General features: G+C 68.2%; 17 protein-coding genes and 1 tRNA gene. 9 read left to right on the top strand and 9 right to left on the bottom strand.

Annotated features, from left to right (window positions below; all coding sequences use genetic code 11):
• Window position 1: 1 nt before the first annotated feature.
• From meaB to AAC979_RS02415, 3 genes are all read left to right on the top strand, one after another.
• Window positions 2-1,003: a methylmalonyl Co-A mutase-associated GTPase MeaB gene (gene meaB / locus AAC979_RS02425; protein WP_371345229.1), complete on the top strand. Its 1,002-nt coding sequence runs from the start codon at window positions 2-4 to the stop codon at window positions 1,001-1,003.
• A gap of 106 nt (window positions 1,004-1,109) precedes the next feature.
• Window positions 1,110-1,496 (top strand): response regulator, encoded by a 387-nt coding sequence (locus AAC979_RS02420; RefSeq protein ID WP_371345228.1) that lies wholly within the window; start codon window positions 1,110-1,112, stop codon window positions 1,494-1,496.
• Window positions 1,496-2,152, top strand: a complete 657-nt coding sequence (locus tag AAC979_RS02415; protein WP_371345227.1) for a peptidase C15 — start codon at window positions 1,496-1,498, stop codon at window positions 2,150-2,152. The genes AAC979_RS02420 and AAC979_RS02415 overlap by 1 nt, the downstream gene beginning before the upstream one ends.
• A gap of 12 nt (window positions 2,153-2,164) precedes the next feature.
• On the opposite strand, the gene AAC979_RS02410 is transcribed toward AAC979_RS02415, so the two are convergent.
• Both AAC979_RS02410 and AAC979_RS02405 read right to left on the bottom strand, forming a co-directional pair.
• Entirely contained in the window at window positions 2,165-2,497 is a 333-nt protein-coding gene (locus AAC979_RS02410) for a cytochrome c (RefSeq protein WP_371345226.1), read from the bottom strand.
• A gap of 70 nt (window positions 2,498-2,567) precedes the next feature.
• Window positions 2,568-3,848, bottom strand: a complete 1,281-nt coding sequence (locus AAC979_RS02405) for a sorbosone dehydrogenase family protein (protein ID WP_371345225.1) — start codon at window positions 3,846-3,848, stop codon at window positions 2,568-2,570.
• A gap of 334 nt (window positions 3,849-4,182) precedes the next feature.
• Here AAC979_RS02405 and AAC979_RS02400 point away from each other — a divergent pair, with 334 nt between their 5' ends.
• Window positions 4,183-5,109: a sulfite exporter TauE/SafE family protein gene (locus AAC979_RS02400; RefSeq protein ID WP_371345224.1), complete on the top strand. Its 927-nt coding sequence runs from the start codon at window positions 4,183-4,185 to the stop codon at window positions 5,107-5,109.
• Window positions 5,106-5,876, top strand: coding sequence for a TIGR02186 family protein (locus tag AAC979_RS02395; protein ID WP_371345223.1), 771 nt, complete (start codon window positions 5,106-5,108; stop codon window positions 5,874-5,876). The genes AAC979_RS02400 and AAC979_RS02395 overlap by 4 nt, the downstream gene beginning before the upstream one ends.
• Window positions 5,877-5,879: 3 nt before the next feature.
• On the opposite strand, the gene AAC979_RS02390 is transcribed toward AAC979_RS02395, so the two are convergent.
• Entirely contained in the window at window positions 5,880-7,298 is a 1,419-nt protein-coding gene (locus AAC979_RS02390) for an AtzE family amidohydrolase (RefSeq protein WP_371345222.1), read from the bottom strand.
• Window positions 7,295-7,498, bottom strand: coding sequence for a DUF4089 domain-containing protein (locus AAC979_RS02385; protein WP_371345221.1), 204 nt, complete (start codon window positions 7,496-7,498; stop codon window positions 7,295-7,297). Before AAC979_RS02385 ends, AAC979_RS02390 begins: the two co-directional genes overlap by 4 nt.
• A 182-nt stretch (window positions 7,499-7,680) precedes the next feature.
• Between AAC979_RS02385 and AAC979_RS02380 the strand changes: the two genes are divergently transcribed.
• A tRNA-His gene (locus AAC979_RS02380) sits at window positions 7,681-7,757 on the top strand.
• Between the two features lie 72 nt (window positions 7,758-7,829).
• A complete protein-coding gene (locus AAC979_RS02375) occupies window positions 7,830-8,192 on the top strand; it encodes a hypothetical protein (protein WP_371345220.1) in 363 nt (120 codons plus the stop codon).
• A 21-nt stretch (window positions 8,193-8,213) separates the two neighbouring features.
• Here AAC979_RS02375 and AAC979_RS02370 read toward each other — a convergent pair whose 3' ends face one another.
• The 3 genes from AAC979_RS02370 to AAC979_RS02360 all read right to left on the bottom strand — a co-directional run bounded on the left by AAC979_RS02370 (window position 8,214) and on the right by AAC979_RS02360 (window position 10,682).
• Window positions 8,214-8,417, bottom strand: coding sequence for a hypothetical protein (locus AAC979_RS02370; protein WP_371345219.1), 204 nt, complete (start codon window positions 8,415-8,417; stop codon window positions 8,214-8,216).
• A gap of 101 nt (window positions 8,418-8,518) precedes the next feature.
• Window positions 8,519-9,619 (bottom strand): choloylglycine hydrolase family protein, encoded by a 1,101-nt coding sequence (locus AAC979_RS02365; RefSeq protein ID WP_371345218.1) that lies wholly within the window; start codon window positions 9,617-9,619, stop codon window positions 8,519-8,521.
• Between the two features lie 217 nt (window positions 9,620-9,836).
• Window positions 9,837-10,682: a universal stress protein gene (locus AAC979_RS02360; RefSeq protein WP_371345217.1), complete on the bottom strand. Its 846-nt coding sequence runs from the start codon at window positions 10,680-10,682 to the stop codon at window positions 9,837-9,839.
• 181 nt (window positions 10,683-10,863) lie between these two features.
• Between AAC979_RS02360 and AAC979_RS02355 the strand changes: the two genes are divergently transcribed.
• Window positions 10,864-11,628 carry an ABC transporter permease gene (locus AAC979_RS02355; protein WP_371345216.1) on the top strand — a complete coding sequence of 255 codons (765 nt, stop codon included), beginning with the start codon at window positions 10,864-10,866 and terminating at the stop codon, window positions 11,626-11,628.
• A 25-nt stretch (window positions 11,629-11,653) separates the two neighbouring features.
• On the opposite strand, the gene AAC979_RS02350 is transcribed toward AAC979_RS02355, so the two are convergent.
• A complete protein-coding gene (locus AAC979_RS02350) occupies window positions 11,654-12,424 on the bottom strand; it encodes a siderophore-interacting protein (RefSeq protein WP_371345215.1) in 771 nt (256 codons plus the stop codon).
• Between the two features lie 328 nt (window positions 12,425-12,752).
• Window positions 12,753-13,904: a hypothetical protein gene (locus AAC979_RS02345; RefSeq protein ID WP_371345214.1), complete on the bottom strand. Its 1,152-nt coding sequence runs from the start codon at window positions 13,902-13,904 to the stop codon at window positions 12,753-12,755.
• A 198-nt stretch (window positions 13,905-14,102) separates the two neighbouring features.
• On the opposite strand from AAC979_RS02345, the gene AAC979_RS02340 reads away from it, so the two are divergent.
• The gene (locus AAC979_RS02340; protein WP_371345213.1) at window positions 14,103-15,290 is read left to right on the top strand and encodes a winged helix-turn-helix domain-containing protein; all 1,188 of its coding nucleotides are present in this window, start codon (window positions 14,103-14,105) and stop codon (window positions 15,288-15,290) included.
• The last annotated feature ends 157 nt before the right edge of the window (window positions 15,291-15,447 follow it).

Raw genomic sequence — 15,447 nt, 5'->3', positions numbered from 1 at the left:
GGTGACGCACGCCGCCCCGCTGCCCGCACTCGACGCGCTCATCGAGGGTGTTCGCTCCGGCCACCGCGCCACGCTCGCCCGGGCGATCACCCTGGTGGAATCGCGCAAGCCGGCGCATCGCGCGCTGGCGGGCGAGCTCTTGCAGGCGCTGCTGCCGCAGACCGGCCGCGCCCTGCGCCTCGGCATCACCGGCGTGCCGGGGGTCGGCAAGTCGACCACCATCGACGCGCTCGGCAGCCATCTCATCGCGCAGGGGCACCGTGTGGCGGTGCTGGCGGTCGACCCCTCCTCCACCCGCACCGGCGGCTCCATTCTCGGCGACAAGACGCGCATGGCCCGCCTGTCGCTGGAAGAGCACGCCTTCATCCGCCCCTCCCCCGCCGCTGGCACGCTCGGCGGGGTCGCGGCGCGCACCCGCGAGACCATGCTTCTGTGCGAGGCGGCGGGCTATGACGTGGTGCTGGTGGAGACGGTGGGCGTCGGCCAGTCGGAAACCGCGGTGGCGGACATGACCGACACCTTCCTCGTGCTCATGCTGCCGGGCGCCGGCGACGAATTGCAGGGCATCAAGAAGGGCATCATCGAGCTGGCCGACATCGTCGCGGTGAACAAGGCGGACGGCGCCAATCTCGCCCGGGCCCAGGCGGCGGCGGGCGAATACCGGGCCGCGCTGCATGTGCTGGGCGGGCGTGAACCGTTCTGGTCGGTACCGGTGCTCACCTATTCCGGCCTGACCGGCGAGGGCATCGCCGCCCTGTGGGACGCGGTGCTGCGCCATCGCGAGCACAGCCAGGCGGCCGGGGCCCTCGCCGCCCGCCGCAGCGCCCAGCAGGTGAAATGGATGTGGACCCTGTTCGACGACCGACTGCGCGAGAAAATGCGCAGCGAACCCGCGCTGCGGACGCAATTGCCCGCCATCGAAAGCGCGGTGGCGGCGGGAGACATGTCGCCCACGCTCGGCGCCGCGAAGATCGCCGCTCTGTTCGGCTGGGCCGGCCCGTGAGGGCGGACTCGCAAAAAAGCCGAAATGAGGGAGAATACTCAAAATGGCGGCGGTTGCTGGCCGGCACCGATTGGGCAAGCCCGGCCAGAAGGAGTGACACATCATCATGCAGGATCAGCCGACGCTGTCGGGCCAGCGCGTCTTCGTGGTCGAGGACGAAACGCTCGTCGCGATGATGATCGAGGGCATGCTTGAGGAACTCGGGGCCACGGTCGTCGGCAATGAATCGCGCTTCGACGACGCGCTGAACTTTGTCGCGACGCGGCACGAGGAGATTGATGTCGCCATGCTCGACCTCAATCTCGGCACCCGCCACAGCTACGACATCGCCGAGGCCATCGCCCGCCACGGCATCCCGATCGTGTTCTCCACCGGCTATAACGACTCCGCCATAGATGCCGCCTGGCGCAAATGTCCGGTGCTGAACAAGCCATTCCAGCTTTCCGATCTTCAGGGCGCCCTGGCGCGGGCGCTGGAGGCGCGCGCCGCCTGATGCGTGCGGGGCAGGCCGTGCCGCCTGACCGGCCGCGCCTGCTCATCACAGGCTTCGGCCATTTTCCCGGCATGCCGGCAAATCCGTCCGCTCAGCTTGCCCGCCACCTCGCACGCAGCCGTCCGGCCGGGGGCGCCACGGCCGCGTTTCACCTGCTCGCCACGCGGTGGGACGAGGCTGCCGGCTTCCCCGCCCTTCTCGCGCAATCCGCGCCGGATATCGTGCTCATGCTGGGCGTCGCCGCCCGGCGTCGGCGCGTGTCGATCGAGGTCGTCGGGCGCAAGGCGACGGGCGCGTTTCCCGATGCCGCTGGCCGCCGCCCGGCCTCGCTTGTGCTGGAGCCCGGCGCGCCGTCGCAGCGAGCGCTGACCGCCCGCCCGGCCCCGCTGCTGGCGGCACTGCGCGCGGCTGGGGTGCCCTCCCATCTCTCGCGCCATGCCGGCCGCTATGTCTGCAATGCGCTGGCGTTCCGCGCCTATGGCTGGGCCCGGTCCGGTCCTCGCGCCGATGGCGGGCCGCGTCTCGCGGTGTTCGTTCATGTGCCGATGCCGCGCCCCCGACCCGGACGGCGCGGCATAACCGGCCTCGCCCGTGGGCTGGAGGCGCTGCTCGCCGCCCTGCTGGCGGATTTCCGGCAGAGCCGTCTGCAGGGCTGAGGCCGGCGCCGTTCAGCGTTCCGGCACCTGCACGCTGATCTTGATCGAGGCGTACCATGCCGCGAGATTGGCGATATCGGCGTCGGTCAGGTCCTTGGAGACCACCGTCATCATTTCATTGACGCGGCGGCCGGCGCGGAAATCCTCCAGCGCCTTGGCGAGATAGACTTCCTGCTGGCCCGCGAGATTGGCGGCGGTGGGCAGTTGGGCGATGCCGTCGGTTCCGTGACACACGGCGCATTGGGCGGATGCCCTGGCGCGGCCGGCCTTGGCGTCCTGCGCCGTGGCGGGGGCGACGCCAAGCGCCGCGGCCAGCAGCAGCGGCACGCAGAAGAAGCGTTTCATCGAATGTTCCCGGCAAGAGAAAGAGCCCCCGCGCCGGTCTTGCGGCGCAGGGGCGATGAGGCGAAACCGCTTACTTCTCGTAGGAGATGCGGTAGATCGCGCCCGAGGTGTCGTCCGCCACCAGCAGCGAGCCGTCATTGAGCTGCGCCACCGAGGAGGGACGGCCGAGATATTCGCCGTTCACCAGCCAGCCCTCGGCGAAGGGCTCGGTCTTGGCGGCGGTGCCGTCCTCGTTCAGCGTGGTGAACATCACCCGCGCGCCGACCGGCGTGGTGCGGTTCCACGAACCGTGCTGCACCGAGAAGATGCCGCCCTGATACTTCGCCGGGAACTGCTTGCCGGTGTAGAAGGTCATGCCGAGATCGGCGGCATGGGCTTCCATCTCCACCTCGGGCGGCACGGAATCGGCCGGCGGCGCCTGGTCCTTGTACTCGACGGTGCGGACATTGCCGCCGCCGAAATAGGGGAAGCCGAAGGTCTGGCCCGGCTTGGTGGCGCGGTTCAGCTCGCCCGGCGGAATGGTGTCGCCCATGCCGTCCACCTGATTGTCGGTGAACCACAGGGTCTTGTCCTTCGGGTTGAAGTCCATGCCCACGGAATTGCGGATGCCCCAAGCATAGACCTCGCGGTTCTTGCCGTCGCGGTCCATCCGCACGATTCCGCCGATGCCGTTCTTCTTGTAGAGGTCGTATTTCTCCGGTGAGAAGACGTTGAAGGGCTGGCCGAGCGTGATGTAGAGCTTGTCGTCCGGCCCGATGCGGCAGACGCGGGCGGTGTGGTTGTACGATTCCTCGGCCGGCGGAATGAGGTCGCCCTGCTTCACCACTTCGAAGGCGGCGACATCCGGCCCCTCATAGAAGAACTCGGCGGCGGGGAAGAGCAGCACGCGGTTCTGTTCGGCCACGAACAGGAAGCCGTCCTTGGAGAAGCACACGCCGTTCGGCAGCTTGAACTGGATCGAGGGCGCGAACACCTTCACCTCGTCGGCGACGCGGTCCTTGTCGCGGTCGGTCACCGCCCATACTTTCGATTTGCGGGTGCCGACGAAGACGACGCCCGTGGTCGGCCCGACCGCCATTTCCCGCGCGTCCGGCACGATGGCATAGAGCGAAATCTTGAAGCCGTCCGGCAGCTTGATGCCGGCCAGCGTGCGGTTGAAGGCGTCGACGCGCGGGCCGGTCTGCGGCACCGTTTCCATTTCCATGGACGCGCCGGTCTGCTGGAAATTGGACAGTTTCTGCATGTTATCGGTCGACTGGGCCTGAGCCGAAGCCGACAGCATCACCGCGCCCGCGAACATGGTGGTGGCGAGCAGCGCCGCGGTCCGCGAACCGCGCCGGAAAAGAGACATGGGGTTCCTCCTAGGATGCCGGACCTCGTTCGGGTCCGTTGCCGCGGCACGCTAGCATGACCTCCTCAAACGTTAAGTCAGCAATGCTGGCGTTTTCGCCACTAATTACACTTGAAGGACAAAAAAATTTACCACTCAAAGCCACGCAACATTCCGCTACTACAGAGATCGCAAGAACAAGACCGACCTTATCTTTCATAATGTATTACAGAATCCGCCACTCTGCCGACGCAGCCCCCGCCGTCGCGCCGGTGTTAAAACCTTGTGAGGCGAATCCTGCTATGGCCAATGCTGCTATGGGCTGAGGCAGCCCCGACACCGTGCGGATGCGCCTGTGACGATCTACCTGCCGATCGCGGAACTGCCGGTGAATATCTTCACGCTGCTGGCGCTGGGGATCGCGGTCGGCTTCATCTCCGGCATGTTCGGCGTCGGCGGCGGCTTCCTGATGACCCCGCTGCTCATTTTCCTCGGCGTTCCGCCGGCGGTGGCGGTAGCGAGCGTGTCGACGCACATGGCCGCCTCCTCCTTTTCCGGCACCCTCACCTATCTCAGGCGCCGGCTGGTGGATGTCCGGCTGGGCTTTTTCCTGCTGGCCGGCGGCCTCACCGGCACGCTGGCCGGCGTGGTCAGCTTCATGCTGCTGCGCCGGCTCGGCCAGCTCGATCTCGTCATCGCCGTCACCTATATCGTCCTGCTCGGCACCATCGGCTCGCTCATGGTGGCGGAGAGCCTGCGGGCGCTGCTGCGCGAGTGGCGGGGCGAGAAGGCGCAGGTGAAGCGGCCGGGCGCGCATCCCTGGTTCCTGCGCATGCCGTTCAAGATGCGCTTCCGCCAGTCGCGCATCTATGTCTCCATCATCCCCGTGGTGACGATCGGCTTCGCCATCGGCTTCCTCGGCGCGCTGATGGGCATTGGCGGCGGCTTCCTGCTGGTGCCGGCGCTGATCTATCTGCTGCGCGTGCCGACGCTGACCTCCATCGCCACCGCGCTGATGCTGACGCTGGTGACGATGACCGCCGCCATCCTCATGCACGCCGTGCTCAACCAGACCGTCGACGCGGTGCTGGGGCTGGTGCTCATGGTGGGGGGCACCATCGGCGCACAGTTCGGCGCGCGTGCCGGGCAGGCGATGCGGGCGGAAAAGCTGCGCCTGCTGCTCGGCCTTTTGGTGCTCGCCGTGGGCCTGCGGGTGGCGGTGGACCAGATCGTCACCCCCGCCGATCTCTACGCCGTCAGCATCAGCGAGGTGGCGCGATGAGCGGGCGCGGCGCGCTTCTCCTGCTGGCGCTGCTGGCCCTCGCCGGCCCGCCGGCGCGCGCGGCTGAACTCGTTCTGTCGCTGTCGAAGGCCCGCGTCACCATCACCTCGAACTTCACCGGCGACACGCTGGTGCTGTTCGGCGTGATCGACCCCGGCACTGCCGAGCCCTCCGCCCCGACGGATGTCGTCGTCACCGTCCGCGGGCCGAGCGAGAGCTTCACCACCTGGCGCAAGGAACGGCGCTTCGGAATCTGGGTGAATGTGGACAGCCGCAGCTTCCTGGCCGCGCCGTCCTATCTCGCCGTGCTCGCCAGCCGGCCGCCCGCCCTCATCGCCGATGCGGAGACGCTGCGGCGCGAACAGGCCGGGCTCGACAACAACCATCTGTTGCAGCGCATCGGCTCGGACTATGCCGATGTGGTGCGCGAGGACCCGTTCCGGCAGGCTTTCCTGCGGGTCAAGCAGACTCAGGGGCTTTATTTCGAGCGGCCGGCGGGCGTCGACTTCATCGCGCCGAATGTGTTTCGCGCCACCATCCCCATTCCCGGTACCGCCCCCATCGGCGCCTATGAGGTGGAGGTGAAGACCTTCGCCGACGGCGCCCTGACCGGCCGCGGGGTGCTGCCGCTGGAAGTGGCGAAGGTGGATTTCGAGCAGACGGTCGCCACCACGGCGCAGGATTATCCCTGGGTCTACGGCCTCGCCACCGCGCTGATGGCGCTCAGCGTCGGCTTCATCGCCAATCTCGCCTTCCGCAAGGACTGAGCGCTACAGGGCAGGCTCGGGCGCCAGCGCGACACCGGCCCGCTCCAGCACCCGCGCCGCCTGCAGCGCCCGGTCCTCGCGCCACGGGGCGGCGATGAGCTGCACGCCGATCGGCAGCCGCTCCCCGGTCGGAATCGGCGCGGCGGCGACCGGCAGGCCGATGAAGGAGATGGGCTGGGTGTAGATGCCGATATTCGGCCGCACCAGCATTTCCCGCCCGTCGAGCACGAAGGTCGTCTGCCCGCCGCGCGGCGCCGGCACCGGTGTCGCTGGGGCGATCAGCACATCCCAGTCGGCGAAGAGTTCCAGCGCCCGCTCGCGGAACCAGCGGCGGAAGATCTGCGCGCGGGCGATCCACATGGCCGGCAGCACCGCGCCGGCCAGCAGCCGCTCGCGCACCGCCGGGTCGAAATCCTGCGGGCGGGCGCGCAGCCGCCCCTCATGCAGCGCCGCCCCTTCCGCCATGGAGATGAGATAAGCCGCCGCCCGCGCCCGCTCCACCTCCGGCAGTTCCACCGTGACCGTCGCCCCCAGCGCCTTCGCCGCGCGGGCCACCGCCGCATAGGCCTGCGGCGTGCCCTGCCGGGCGAACCAGCCGCCCAGCACCGCCACTTTGAGATCGCCCGACGCATCGAGCCCGGCCGAAACCGGCATGGCAGGCGCGTCGGCCAGCGCCGGGTCGTCGGCGTCGGGGCCCTGCAGCGCGTCATAGCAGGCGGCGAGGTCGCCGACATGGCGGGCGAAGGGCCCGAGATGGTCGAGGCTGGCGACAAAGGGAAAGCTGCGCGCCCGGGACAGCCGGCCATAAGTCGGCTTCAGCCCGAAAATGCCGCAGAAGGAGGATGGCACCCGGATCGAGCCATTGGTGTCGGAGCCGAGCGCCAGCGGCACCAGCTTGCCACCCACCGCCGCGCCCGATCCGCCGGACGAGCCGCCGGACATGTGGCCCGGGTCGTGCGGATTGGCCGAGCGCCCATCATGCAGGTTCTCGCCGGTGAAATCATAGGCATATTCGCCCATGTTGAGCCCGCCGAGGCACACCGCCCCGGCCGCGTTCATCCGCTCCACCAGCGTCGCGTCGCGCGCGGCGGGGGCGCGGTCGCGGTTGATCTTCGCCCCCGCCCGCGTCGGCAGACCCTTGAGATCGAACAGGTTCTTCGCCGCGAAGGGCACGCCGGCCAGCGGGCCCAGCGCCTGCCCGGCGGCGCGGGCGGCGTCCAGCGCGTCGGCCTCGGCGAGCGCGCGATCGCGCGTCACATCGGTGAAAGCGTTCAGCACCGGATCCACCGCCTGAATCCGCGCCAGCGCCGCCTCGGTGACAGCGCGGGCGCTCACCCGCCCCTCGCGCACGGCCGCCGCGATGGTGAGGGCCGGCCCGCCGAGCAGCGCCGCCGCCATCGTCTCCGCCACCGCCGCGCTCATGGCCGGTACACCGGGGCCGGCTCGGCCTCGTCGGGCAGGGCAAAGCCCGTCACCAGCGCCGCCATGGCCGTGGCGGTTTCCAGATGCATCAGCACGCGCGGGCGCAGTTCCGGCTCAAGCGGCAGGCCGGCGACGGCGAGCCCGGCGTCGAGCAGCGCCGCGCAGGGCGTTTCAGGCGCGTCGTCGGTCGCCGTCTGCATGCGCGGTCTCCCCGGAGTCGTGACATTGGTGCGGACGATACAGGAACCGTGCCATCCGCCGCCGCCGCCCGCGCGGAGGCCGTCGCGGCGGGGCGCGGGGTTGTCCACGGGACATGCGGAAGCTTGCGCGGCGGTCTTGCAAAGCGCCGGCCACCAAAGTAGGTTCCGCGCCGTTCTGGCACGCAGCTGTAGCTCAGTTGGTTAGAGCGCCGGTCTGTGGAACCGGAGGTCGGTGGTTCGAGCCCACCCAGCTGTACCAGAATCACGTGGCTTCCCGCTTTCCTTGACGGCGAGTTTCCCTTCCTCGCACAAGCGTGGGAGAAGATGCGGCATGACACGCAACCCGGTCTTCGTCTTCGGCTCCAACCTCGCCGGCCTGCATGCGGGCGGGGCGGCGCGCTGGGCGCATGACAATAGGGGCGCGGAATGGGGCGTTGGCTTCGGCCTCACCGGCACCGCCTTCGCCATCCCCACCAAGGACTGGGACATCGAGACCCTGCCGCTCGCCGAGATACGGAAATATGTCCGCCGCTTCCTGACCTTCGCCGCCGCGCGGCCCGACCTCAGCTTCCAGCTCACCCCGATCGGCTGCGGCCTTGCCGGCTACACGCCGGCGGACATAGCGCCGATGTTCGCCGGCGCCCCGGCGAATGTGATGCTGCCGGACGAGTTCAAGGCCGCGCTTGGCCTCTGAAACCGGGGCGCGAGGAGGCGCTCAGCGCGTGTCGCAGATATAGAGCGACATGTCGGCGCCGGCCGCGCGCAGTTCGAGCCACACATCCGGGCGCACGCGCACCCGCCCGCCCCTTTTGCGGGCATAGGCGAGGGCGAACGCCTCGGCGGCGCGCACCCGTTCATGGGTCAGGGGCGGGGATGCGGGGATGGGGCGCATCAGCGTCGGGGGGGAGATCAATGTCATCGGCACGGCCTCCTCGCTGGGGGCCACCGGCCATGCAAGCCGGCGGCCAGCCCGCGAGGCAGGCCGGCGGCCAGCCCGCCAGAGGACGGGCCGGCCTGTACTCAGGGCGCCAGCACCTCGGCGCCGGCACGGGGCGCGGGATAGGGCAATTCGGTCACCAGCCGCGCCGCCGGCTTTTCCTGCGCGAACAGCGGCGCGAGGTCGATGGCAAGGTAGTTCAGCCGGTTGTCGTAATCGGCGATCCGCAGCGTGTTGTTGGTCAGGTCCTTGATGACGATCCACTGGGTGTAGTCGGAGCCCAGCGTGCCGTCCTTCTGGTGAAACTGGGCGATGCCAAGCGGGATATCGACATTGTTGAGGATGTGGCCGACGGCCTGCGTCGCCTCGACCGCGTCCTTCGGCTCGGTGACATTGTGGCGCAGCACCGTGGCGCGGACGAAACGCGAGGGCGGAGTGTAGTCGCCCGGCAGGCCCAGCATGCCGCCGCCCTGGCCGAGTTCGGTCACATTGACCTCCGCCACCTCGCGGCTCGGCACGCCCACCGTGCTCAGGCTGAGATAGTTGCGCACATTGTTGAGGTGCCAGTCATAGGTCGGTGCATTGGTCAGCACATGCGCCGCATTGTCGTGGATCTGCACCTGGCCATCGACATATTCGACCACGATGCCGGCACCCGACCGGTCGAGGAAGATGAAATGCAGCGTCGCCGGCGTCGGGCCGGTGGGCAGGGAATCATCCGCCCACACCTTCATGGTCGGCAGCGCGGCGCGCAGTTCCGCCACGGTGGCGAAGCTGCCCAGCGCCCAGGCGCCGAAGGTCAGCACGGACTGGTAGTGTTTGTCGTCCTTGGTCACCGTCTGGTATTGGGTGAAGCCCGGCAGGAAATTGGCGCTCATCGAGAGGCCCTCGGCGTTCTGCCCGTCGAGTAGCGCCCCGCCGGGAATGATGCCGGCATTCACCCCCACGACGGCATATTTCGTCGTGACCTTCTGCGCCGGCAGGCCGAGCGCGGCGGGGGCGACCAGACTCAGCTCTGTGCCCTTGGGCTGGCTGACCAGTTGCCACTGCATGTCAAAGGCCCATTCCATGGTCCGTCCGGCGATGACGCTGCCATCCTTGGCTTTCAGATCCACCGCCGTGCAGGCCAGCGACATGTTGACGGTGGCGAGCAGTGCCAGTGTGGTGGCGAGGAGCTTTTTCATCGTCTTCCCTTCGGGTTGCGTGTCGTCGTCCCACCCCTTCAGGGGTAGGGTCGTAGGGTAGACCTGCCCCGCGACATCTTAAGGTTAGATTGCCACCCCCGCCTGACGGCAACCTTGCGGCAGGCGGAAGCGGGCGCGGCGCTGCGACCCCGGCCGGCGCCGACGCAAAGGCCCGGCGCAGCGCGCCGGGCCGTCTGTCGTGGGCGCGCTCCGGCGCTCAATGGGCGAGGAACAGCGGCACCGTCATCCGTTCCAGCATGTCGCGGGTCACGCCGCCGAGCACGAATTCGCGCAGCCGCGAATGGCCGTAGCCACCCATGACCACGATGTCGATGTCGCGCGCCGCCACTTCCTTCAGCAGCACGTCGGCGATGCTCTCATCCCCGCTCGGCACCAGCGTGCGCAGTTCCACCGTCTTCTCATGCCGCGCCAGATGGCGGGCGAGGTCGGCGCCAGGCAGGTCGACGCCCTTCTTGCGCAGCGGCTTGCCGGTCTCGACCACCACCGCCTCGACGAGATGGGCATGGCGGAGCAACGCCCGCGCCTCCGCCACCGCGCGGGCCGAGGTGCGGCTACCGTCCCAGGCGACCATGATGCGCTTGGCCGAGAACGGCTTCTGCTGCTTGCGCGGCACCACCAGCACCGGCCGGCCGGAATCGAACAGCACCGCTTCGGTCACAACATCCTCCGGACCGAGTTTGTCCGGATCGGCCTGGTTGACGATGGTGAGGTCATAGAGCCGGGCCAGGACGCCGATCTGCTCGGCGGCGCCGCCGGGCGTGCCATCGACCAGCCGGACCTCGCCGGTGAGGCCGAGCGAGCGCGCCGCCTCTCCGAAGCGTTCCACGGAGGTGCGCGCCAAGCGCTGGGCTTCCGCCCGCTGTGCTTCGATGAAATCGGTGGAGAAAGCTTCGGTATAGACCGGCGGCACGTCGATCTCGTAGCTCACGGCAACGCCCGTCAGATGGGCATCGAGCGCGGCGGCGGCCGACACCGCATAATCACCGGCGACATCTTCCCCAACGTCGGCCACCCGCAGGCTGACGAGAATATCCTTGATCATCTGCTTTCCTCCACGCTTTCAATGAAGACTTTTTTGCACCCAAAGAAGTGTCGCCGCCTTGACGGCCGTCAAGTCTTTCCGCGCCGGCCCGCCCTGCTTATGCGCGAGGCCGCGAGCGCAAACGTCGCGCATTTGCCGGCCGGCGGCTATAAGGGCTGCAACGAATGCAGGAATTTGCCTCATGGCCGCCATCGGGCGCGCGCTTGCCGTCACTCTCGTTCTGCTCGGCCTGTGGGAAGGCGCGGTGCGTCTTCTCGCCGTGCCGGCCTATATCCTGCCCGGCCCGCTGCGCATTGGTGTGACGGCGTGGGACAATGCCGGCATCCTCGCCCATAATGCGGGCATCACCCTGGGCGAGATGCTGCTCGGGCTTGTCTGCGGCTCGCTGCTCGGCATCGCCTGCGCGCTCGCCATGGCCGCCTCGCCGCTCGCCCGCCGCGCCATGCGCCCGGTGCTGTTGGTGGCGCAGGCGCTGCCGGTCTTCGCCATCGCCCCGCTGCTGGTCATCTGGTTCGGCTTCGGCCTTGCCTCCAAGATCGTGATGGCGAGCCTCATCATCTTCTTCCCCGTCGCCTCGGCCTTTCATGACGGGCTGGCCCGCACCGAGGCGGGGCTGGTCGATCTAGCCCGGCTCAGCGGCGCCGGCACGTACAAGACGCTGCGCTTCATCCGCATTCCCGCCGCGCTGCCGGCGCTGGCCTCCGGGCTGAAGGTCGCCACCGCCGTCGCGCCCATCGGCGCGGTGGTGGGCGAATGGGTCGGCGCCTCGGCGGGGCTCGGCTATCTCATGATCTATTCCAATGCCCGCATGCAGACCGACATGGTGTTCGCCGCCCTCGCCGTGCTGCTCGCCATGGCGCTGATCCTGTTCACGCTGGTCGATCGCGGGCTGACACGGCTGCTGCCCTGGGCGCCGGAGACCACCGGAGCGAACGCGCCCGCCTGAGCGGGCGCCTCACCCATCTTCGGCCTCACCCCATCTTCTCATGCGCGTCGGCCTGGCCCAGCACCCAGTAGCCGGCGGCCTTGATCCAGCCGATCGGCACGCCGCGCCGCTCGGTGAGATAGGCCCGCACCGCCCGCGCCACCGCGGCCTCGGCCGCGACCCAGACAAAGGTGGCCGGCGCCAGCTCCATCGTCTCCAGCGCGGCGATGAACGGCGCGGCCTCGGTCAGCGCGGTGGCGGGGCGATGGATCCAGCGCGCATCGAGCCTCGCCGCCGTGGCGAAACGCTGTTCCTCGGCGGCGCCCGTCACCGCGACAAGGCTGGTGAGGCGCGCGCCCGCTTCCGCCTCCTCGATCCGCCGGCCAATGGCGGGCAGTGCCGTCTCGTCGCCGATCAGCAACCAGTGCGCCACCGAGGCGCCCTCGACCACGGCGGAGCCGCGCGGCCCGAGCACGTCGAGCCGGTCGCCCGGCCGCGCCTTCAGCGCCCACAGCGTGGCGGGGCCGGCTTCATGCAGCGCGAAGTCGAGGGTGAGCTCGCGCCGCGCCGCATCGAAGCGCCGGGGCGTGTAGTCGCGCCGTTCCTCCGTCCCGTCCGGCAGGGTGATGGCGAGTTTCACATGGTCGTCCGGCGCGTCACTGACGAAATCGGCGAGATCGTCGCCGCCGAGCACGAGGCGCAGCATGGAGGGCGTGACACGCTCGGTGGAGAGCACGGTGAGGCGGCGCCGCTTCGGTTCGAAGCGCAGGCGGTTCAGCGTGGGGGCGGCGGGGAAAACAGGGGTGGCGACGTTCATCTCAGGTCCTCTTCGGCCAGGAATGCGCCGGCAGGACAAAGTCGCGCCGATCACGCCCCGAAGGCCGTTCGATCATGCGCGTTGAGTGACGTTAACGCTTACGTGCACGCGCGCGGTTCACCGACAGTGCCGGGCGGCACTCTCGGCCTGCACCGCGCTCCGCGTGCAGTACCCGTCTTTTAATCCGCCGGCCCGCCTCCCGCAATCGCCGCGGCTTCACGGTCTCGCGCGTCTCGGCAGGCGGACCATGGCGCGCTCGTCACGACGGCCGATGCCGGGACAGGACGGCATCGGCCGCAACCGGCGACCAAGGGCCCTGGCGGGCTGCTCAACCTATGCTGGCGCCGGGAAGGGAGATGGTGGCAATGTAATACGCCACGCTGCCGCTGCCCGAGTTGCAGTTGATGGCAAGGTTAAGTCCATCGGCGTTCGTGGCCTTGTAGCTCAGCTTGTCTTCCGAGGCCGTGCTGTTGGCCGCCTGCTCCGCAGTTATTTCGAATCCGCAATAACAATTATTGCTCCCGAACGCCAGCGGGCAGGCAACACCGAACGCAAACGTCACTTTCTTGGTCGGGCTGGTCTTACCGGTCGAATTGTACTCGCAGGTCAGACTGAAGCCATACTGCGTACCGACCAGCGCATTGTCCTTTTTTGTCGTGAGGAAGAAGCCGCCATAGGCATAGGTGCCGACGGGCGAGATATAGGCGCCCGGAATGGAGCTTGTGATGACGGCGGGCTTTCCGTGAACGTTGTATTCCTGGGAAAAGTCGACCTTGTTTCCCTTGAGATCCGGTCCGCCGTTCAGCTCATTGATGAGAAACACCACGCACACCGACGGCTTCTGCATGAAATAGATGATCGGAATCAGCACCGACAGAACGATAAAAGCGGCAATGGCAACCACCACGGCAACCGTCGCGGCCACGACGCCCGCCACCGTGCAGGTAACGGTGAAAGCACCGCTGAGGGTCATCAGCTGATAGAAGGTGACGGCGCCGGCGACGGCACCGATGGCTACCGAACTGAATCCGACGATCTGAAGGGCGGTCTGGATCGCGTCGTTGCCGGTCATTTTCGACAGACGCTCGACGCCATCGAGCAGTTTTTGAACCTGAACCTCGATTGCGGAGCCCTCGGCGGCGACAAGCGTGGCCAGCAGGTCCGGGTTCAGCGCAACAACCGCCGTCTCGGACGTGTCCTCCAGCTCGGCGAAGTATTTCATCGCGTCGAAAGCCGTCGAAACCGCCTGGCGATCGTGATGATTGCCGACCGAGGAAAGCAATGACTCCACGTTCGTCGTGCGCATCTGGTGGTTGATGGCGGCAATCTTCACTCGCAGATCGTTACGCGCCTCCGCAACAATCTTGCCGTAGATCTCGATTTGCTCTTCATCGCTGCGCGCGGCACGGAGAAGCCGCGTCTGCTCCGGAAACGTCTCTTCCAGCCGAGCCCGGTAATAGCTGATCTTCTGGTTGTTCATATCATCCTCCTAAGGTTGTATTATTGGATCATGATACCACCTATGCGTGTCGTCGGGAAGATTGCGAAAATTGGAATCTGCGTGTTTCGGAGGGCGCGGTAGCACCGGGACGAGGCGGGTTCGCCGCCATCGAAGAGGTCCGCTCATCGCCGGCGGCAGGAACTGATGCCCTGCGCAAACGCGCCCTATGATGGTGCCATGACGATTCGCCTCGCCAATGCCGATGCACGCCGCGTCTTCCTCGCCACCCAGGGCCTCAGCCGCCCGCGCGGGGCGTTGAGCAAGGCCGGGCTGCTGGAACTGATCGAGACGATTGGCTTCGTGCAGGTGGACAGCATCGCCACGGTGGAGCGGGCGCATCACCACATCCTGTTCGCCCGCAACCCCAGCTACAGGCGCGAGCATCTCACGGCGCTGCTGGAAAAGGACCATGCGCTGTTCGAGCACTGGACGCATGACGCGGCCATCATCCCCAGCGCCTTCTTCCCCTATTGGAAGCACCGCTTCGCCCGCGCGAAAGCGACGCTCGCCGCGCGCTGGCGCTCATGGCACGAGAACGGCTTCGAGACCTATGTCGACCATGTGCTGGAACGGGTGCGCCGCGAAGGCCCGCTGATGGCGCGGCATTTCGAGGCCGAGAAGCGCCCGCCCGGCGGCTGGTGGAACTGGCACCCGGAAAAGACCGCGCTCGAATATCACTGGCGCACCGGCGCGCTGGCCATTGCCGGGCGCGAGGGCTTCCAGAAGGTCTATGACCTCACCGAGCGGGTCATCCCCGCCCGCCACCGCGAGGCCGAGGTCGATGAGGCCGCGTTCATCGACTGGGCGTGTTCCTCGGCGCTGCAGCGGCTCGGCTTCGCCACCCATGGCGAGATCGCCGCCTTCTGGGATCTCGTCACGCCGGCCGAGGCGAAAGCCTGGGTGGAGACGAACCGCGACCGGTTGGAGCCGGTGCTCCTTGAGGGCGTAGACGGCAAGCCCCGCGCCTCGCACGCCTTCGCCGGCAGCGCCTCCCTGTTCGCCTCGCTGCCCGCCCCGCCGTCACGGCTGCGGGTGCTGAGCCCGTTCGACCCGCTGCTGCGCGACCGCGCCCGGGCGGAACGGCTGTTCGGCTTCTCCTACCGCATCGAGGTATTCGTGCCGGCGGAAAAGCGCGTCTATGGCTATTACGTCTTCCCGATCCTGGAGGGCGACCGGATGGTCGGGCGCCTTGACATGAAGGCGGACCGCAAGGCCGGCACGCTCGATGTGCGCCGGCTGTGGCTGGAGCCGGGCGTGCGTGCCACCAAAGGGCGGCTCGACGCGCTCGACACTGAGCTCACCCGCCACGCCCGCTTCGCCGGGGTGGAACGCATCGTCTATGGCGGGGGGTGGCGGGGGGAGTAGGGCGGACGGGACCCAAAACGCTCCCTCATCCCCGGGCTTGACCCGGGGACCCAGACTTTCCACCGCGCTCCCGGTCACTGGGTGCCCGGGTCAAGCCCGGGGATGAGGGCGGACACGGGGGCGACGCCGCGCGGGACCCAAACGCCCCCATTTGCCC

This window comes from Ancylobacter sp. IITR112, from assembly GCF_041415945.1.
Taxonomy (GTDB): Bacteria; Pseudomonadota; Alphaproteobacteria; order Rhizobiales; family Xanthobacteraceae; genus Ancylobacter.
This window is presented reverse-complemented; position numbering and strand designations above follow the sequence as displayed.

Excerpts from the sequence above, each read along its gene's own strand:
- AAC979_RS02420 (WP_371345228.1), top strand. The coding sequence starts at position 1,110 with ATGCAGGATCAGCCGACGCTGTCGGGCCAGCGCGTCTTCGTGGTCGAG.
- AAC979_RS02415 (WP_371345227.1), top strand. The coding sequence starts at position 1,496 with ATGCGTGCGGGGCAGGCCGTGCCGCCTGACCGGCCGCGCCTGCTCATC.
- AAC979_RS02410 (WP_371345226.1), bottom strand. The coding sequence starts at position 2,497 with ATGAAACGCTTCTTCTGCGTGCCGCTGCTGCTGGCCGCGGCGCTTGGC.
- AAC979_RS02405 (WP_371345225.1), bottom strand. The coding sequence starts at position 3,848 with ATGTCTCTTTTCCGGCGCGGTTCGCGGACCGCGGCGCTGCTCGCCACC.
- AAC979_RS02395 (WP_371345223.1), top strand. The coding sequence starts at position 5,106 with ATGAGCGGGCGCGGCGCGCTTCTCCTGCTGGCGCTGCTGGCCCTCGCC.
- AAC979_RS02390 (WP_371345222.1), bottom strand. The coding sequence starts at position 7,298 with ATGAGCGCGGCGGTGGCGGAGACGATGGCGGCGGCGCTGCTCGGCGGG.
- AAC979_RS02385 (WP_371345221.1), bottom strand. The coding sequence starts at position 7,498 with ATGCAGACGGCGACCGACGACGCGCCTGAAACGCCCTGCGCGGCGCTG.
- AAC979_RS02375 (WP_371345220.1), top strand. The coding sequence starts at position 7,830 with ATGACACGCAACCCGGTCTTCGTCTTCGGCTCCAACCTCGCCGGCCTG.
- AAC979_RS02370 (WP_371345219.1), bottom strand. The coding sequence starts at position 8,417 with ATGACATTGATCTCCCCCCCGACGCTGATGCGCCCCATCCCCGCATCC.
- AAC979_RS02365 (WP_371345218.1), bottom strand. The coding sequence starts at position 9,619 with ATGAAAAAGCTCCTCGCCACCACACTGGCACTGCTCGCCACCGTCAAC.
- AAC979_RS02360 (WP_371345217.1), bottom strand. The coding sequence starts at position 10,682 with ATGATCAAGGATATTCTCGTCAGCCTGCGGGTGGCCGACGTTGGGGAA.
- AAC979_RS02355 (WP_371345216.1), top strand. The coding sequence starts at position 10,864 with ATGGCCGCCATCGGGCGCGCGCTTGCCGTCACTCTCGTTCTGCTCGGC.
- AAC979_RS02350 (WP_371345215.1), bottom strand. The coding sequence starts at position 12,424 with ATGAACGTCGCCACCCCTGTTTTCCCCGCCGCCCCCACGCTGAACCGC.
- AAC979_RS02345 (WP_371345214.1), bottom strand. The coding sequence starts at position 13,904 with ATGAACAACCAGAAGATCAGCTATTACCGGGCTCGGCTGGAAGAGACG.
- AAC979_RS02340 (WP_371345213.1), top strand. The coding sequence starts at position 14,103 with ATGACGATTCGCCTCGCCAATGCCGATGCACGCCGCGTCTTCCTCGCC.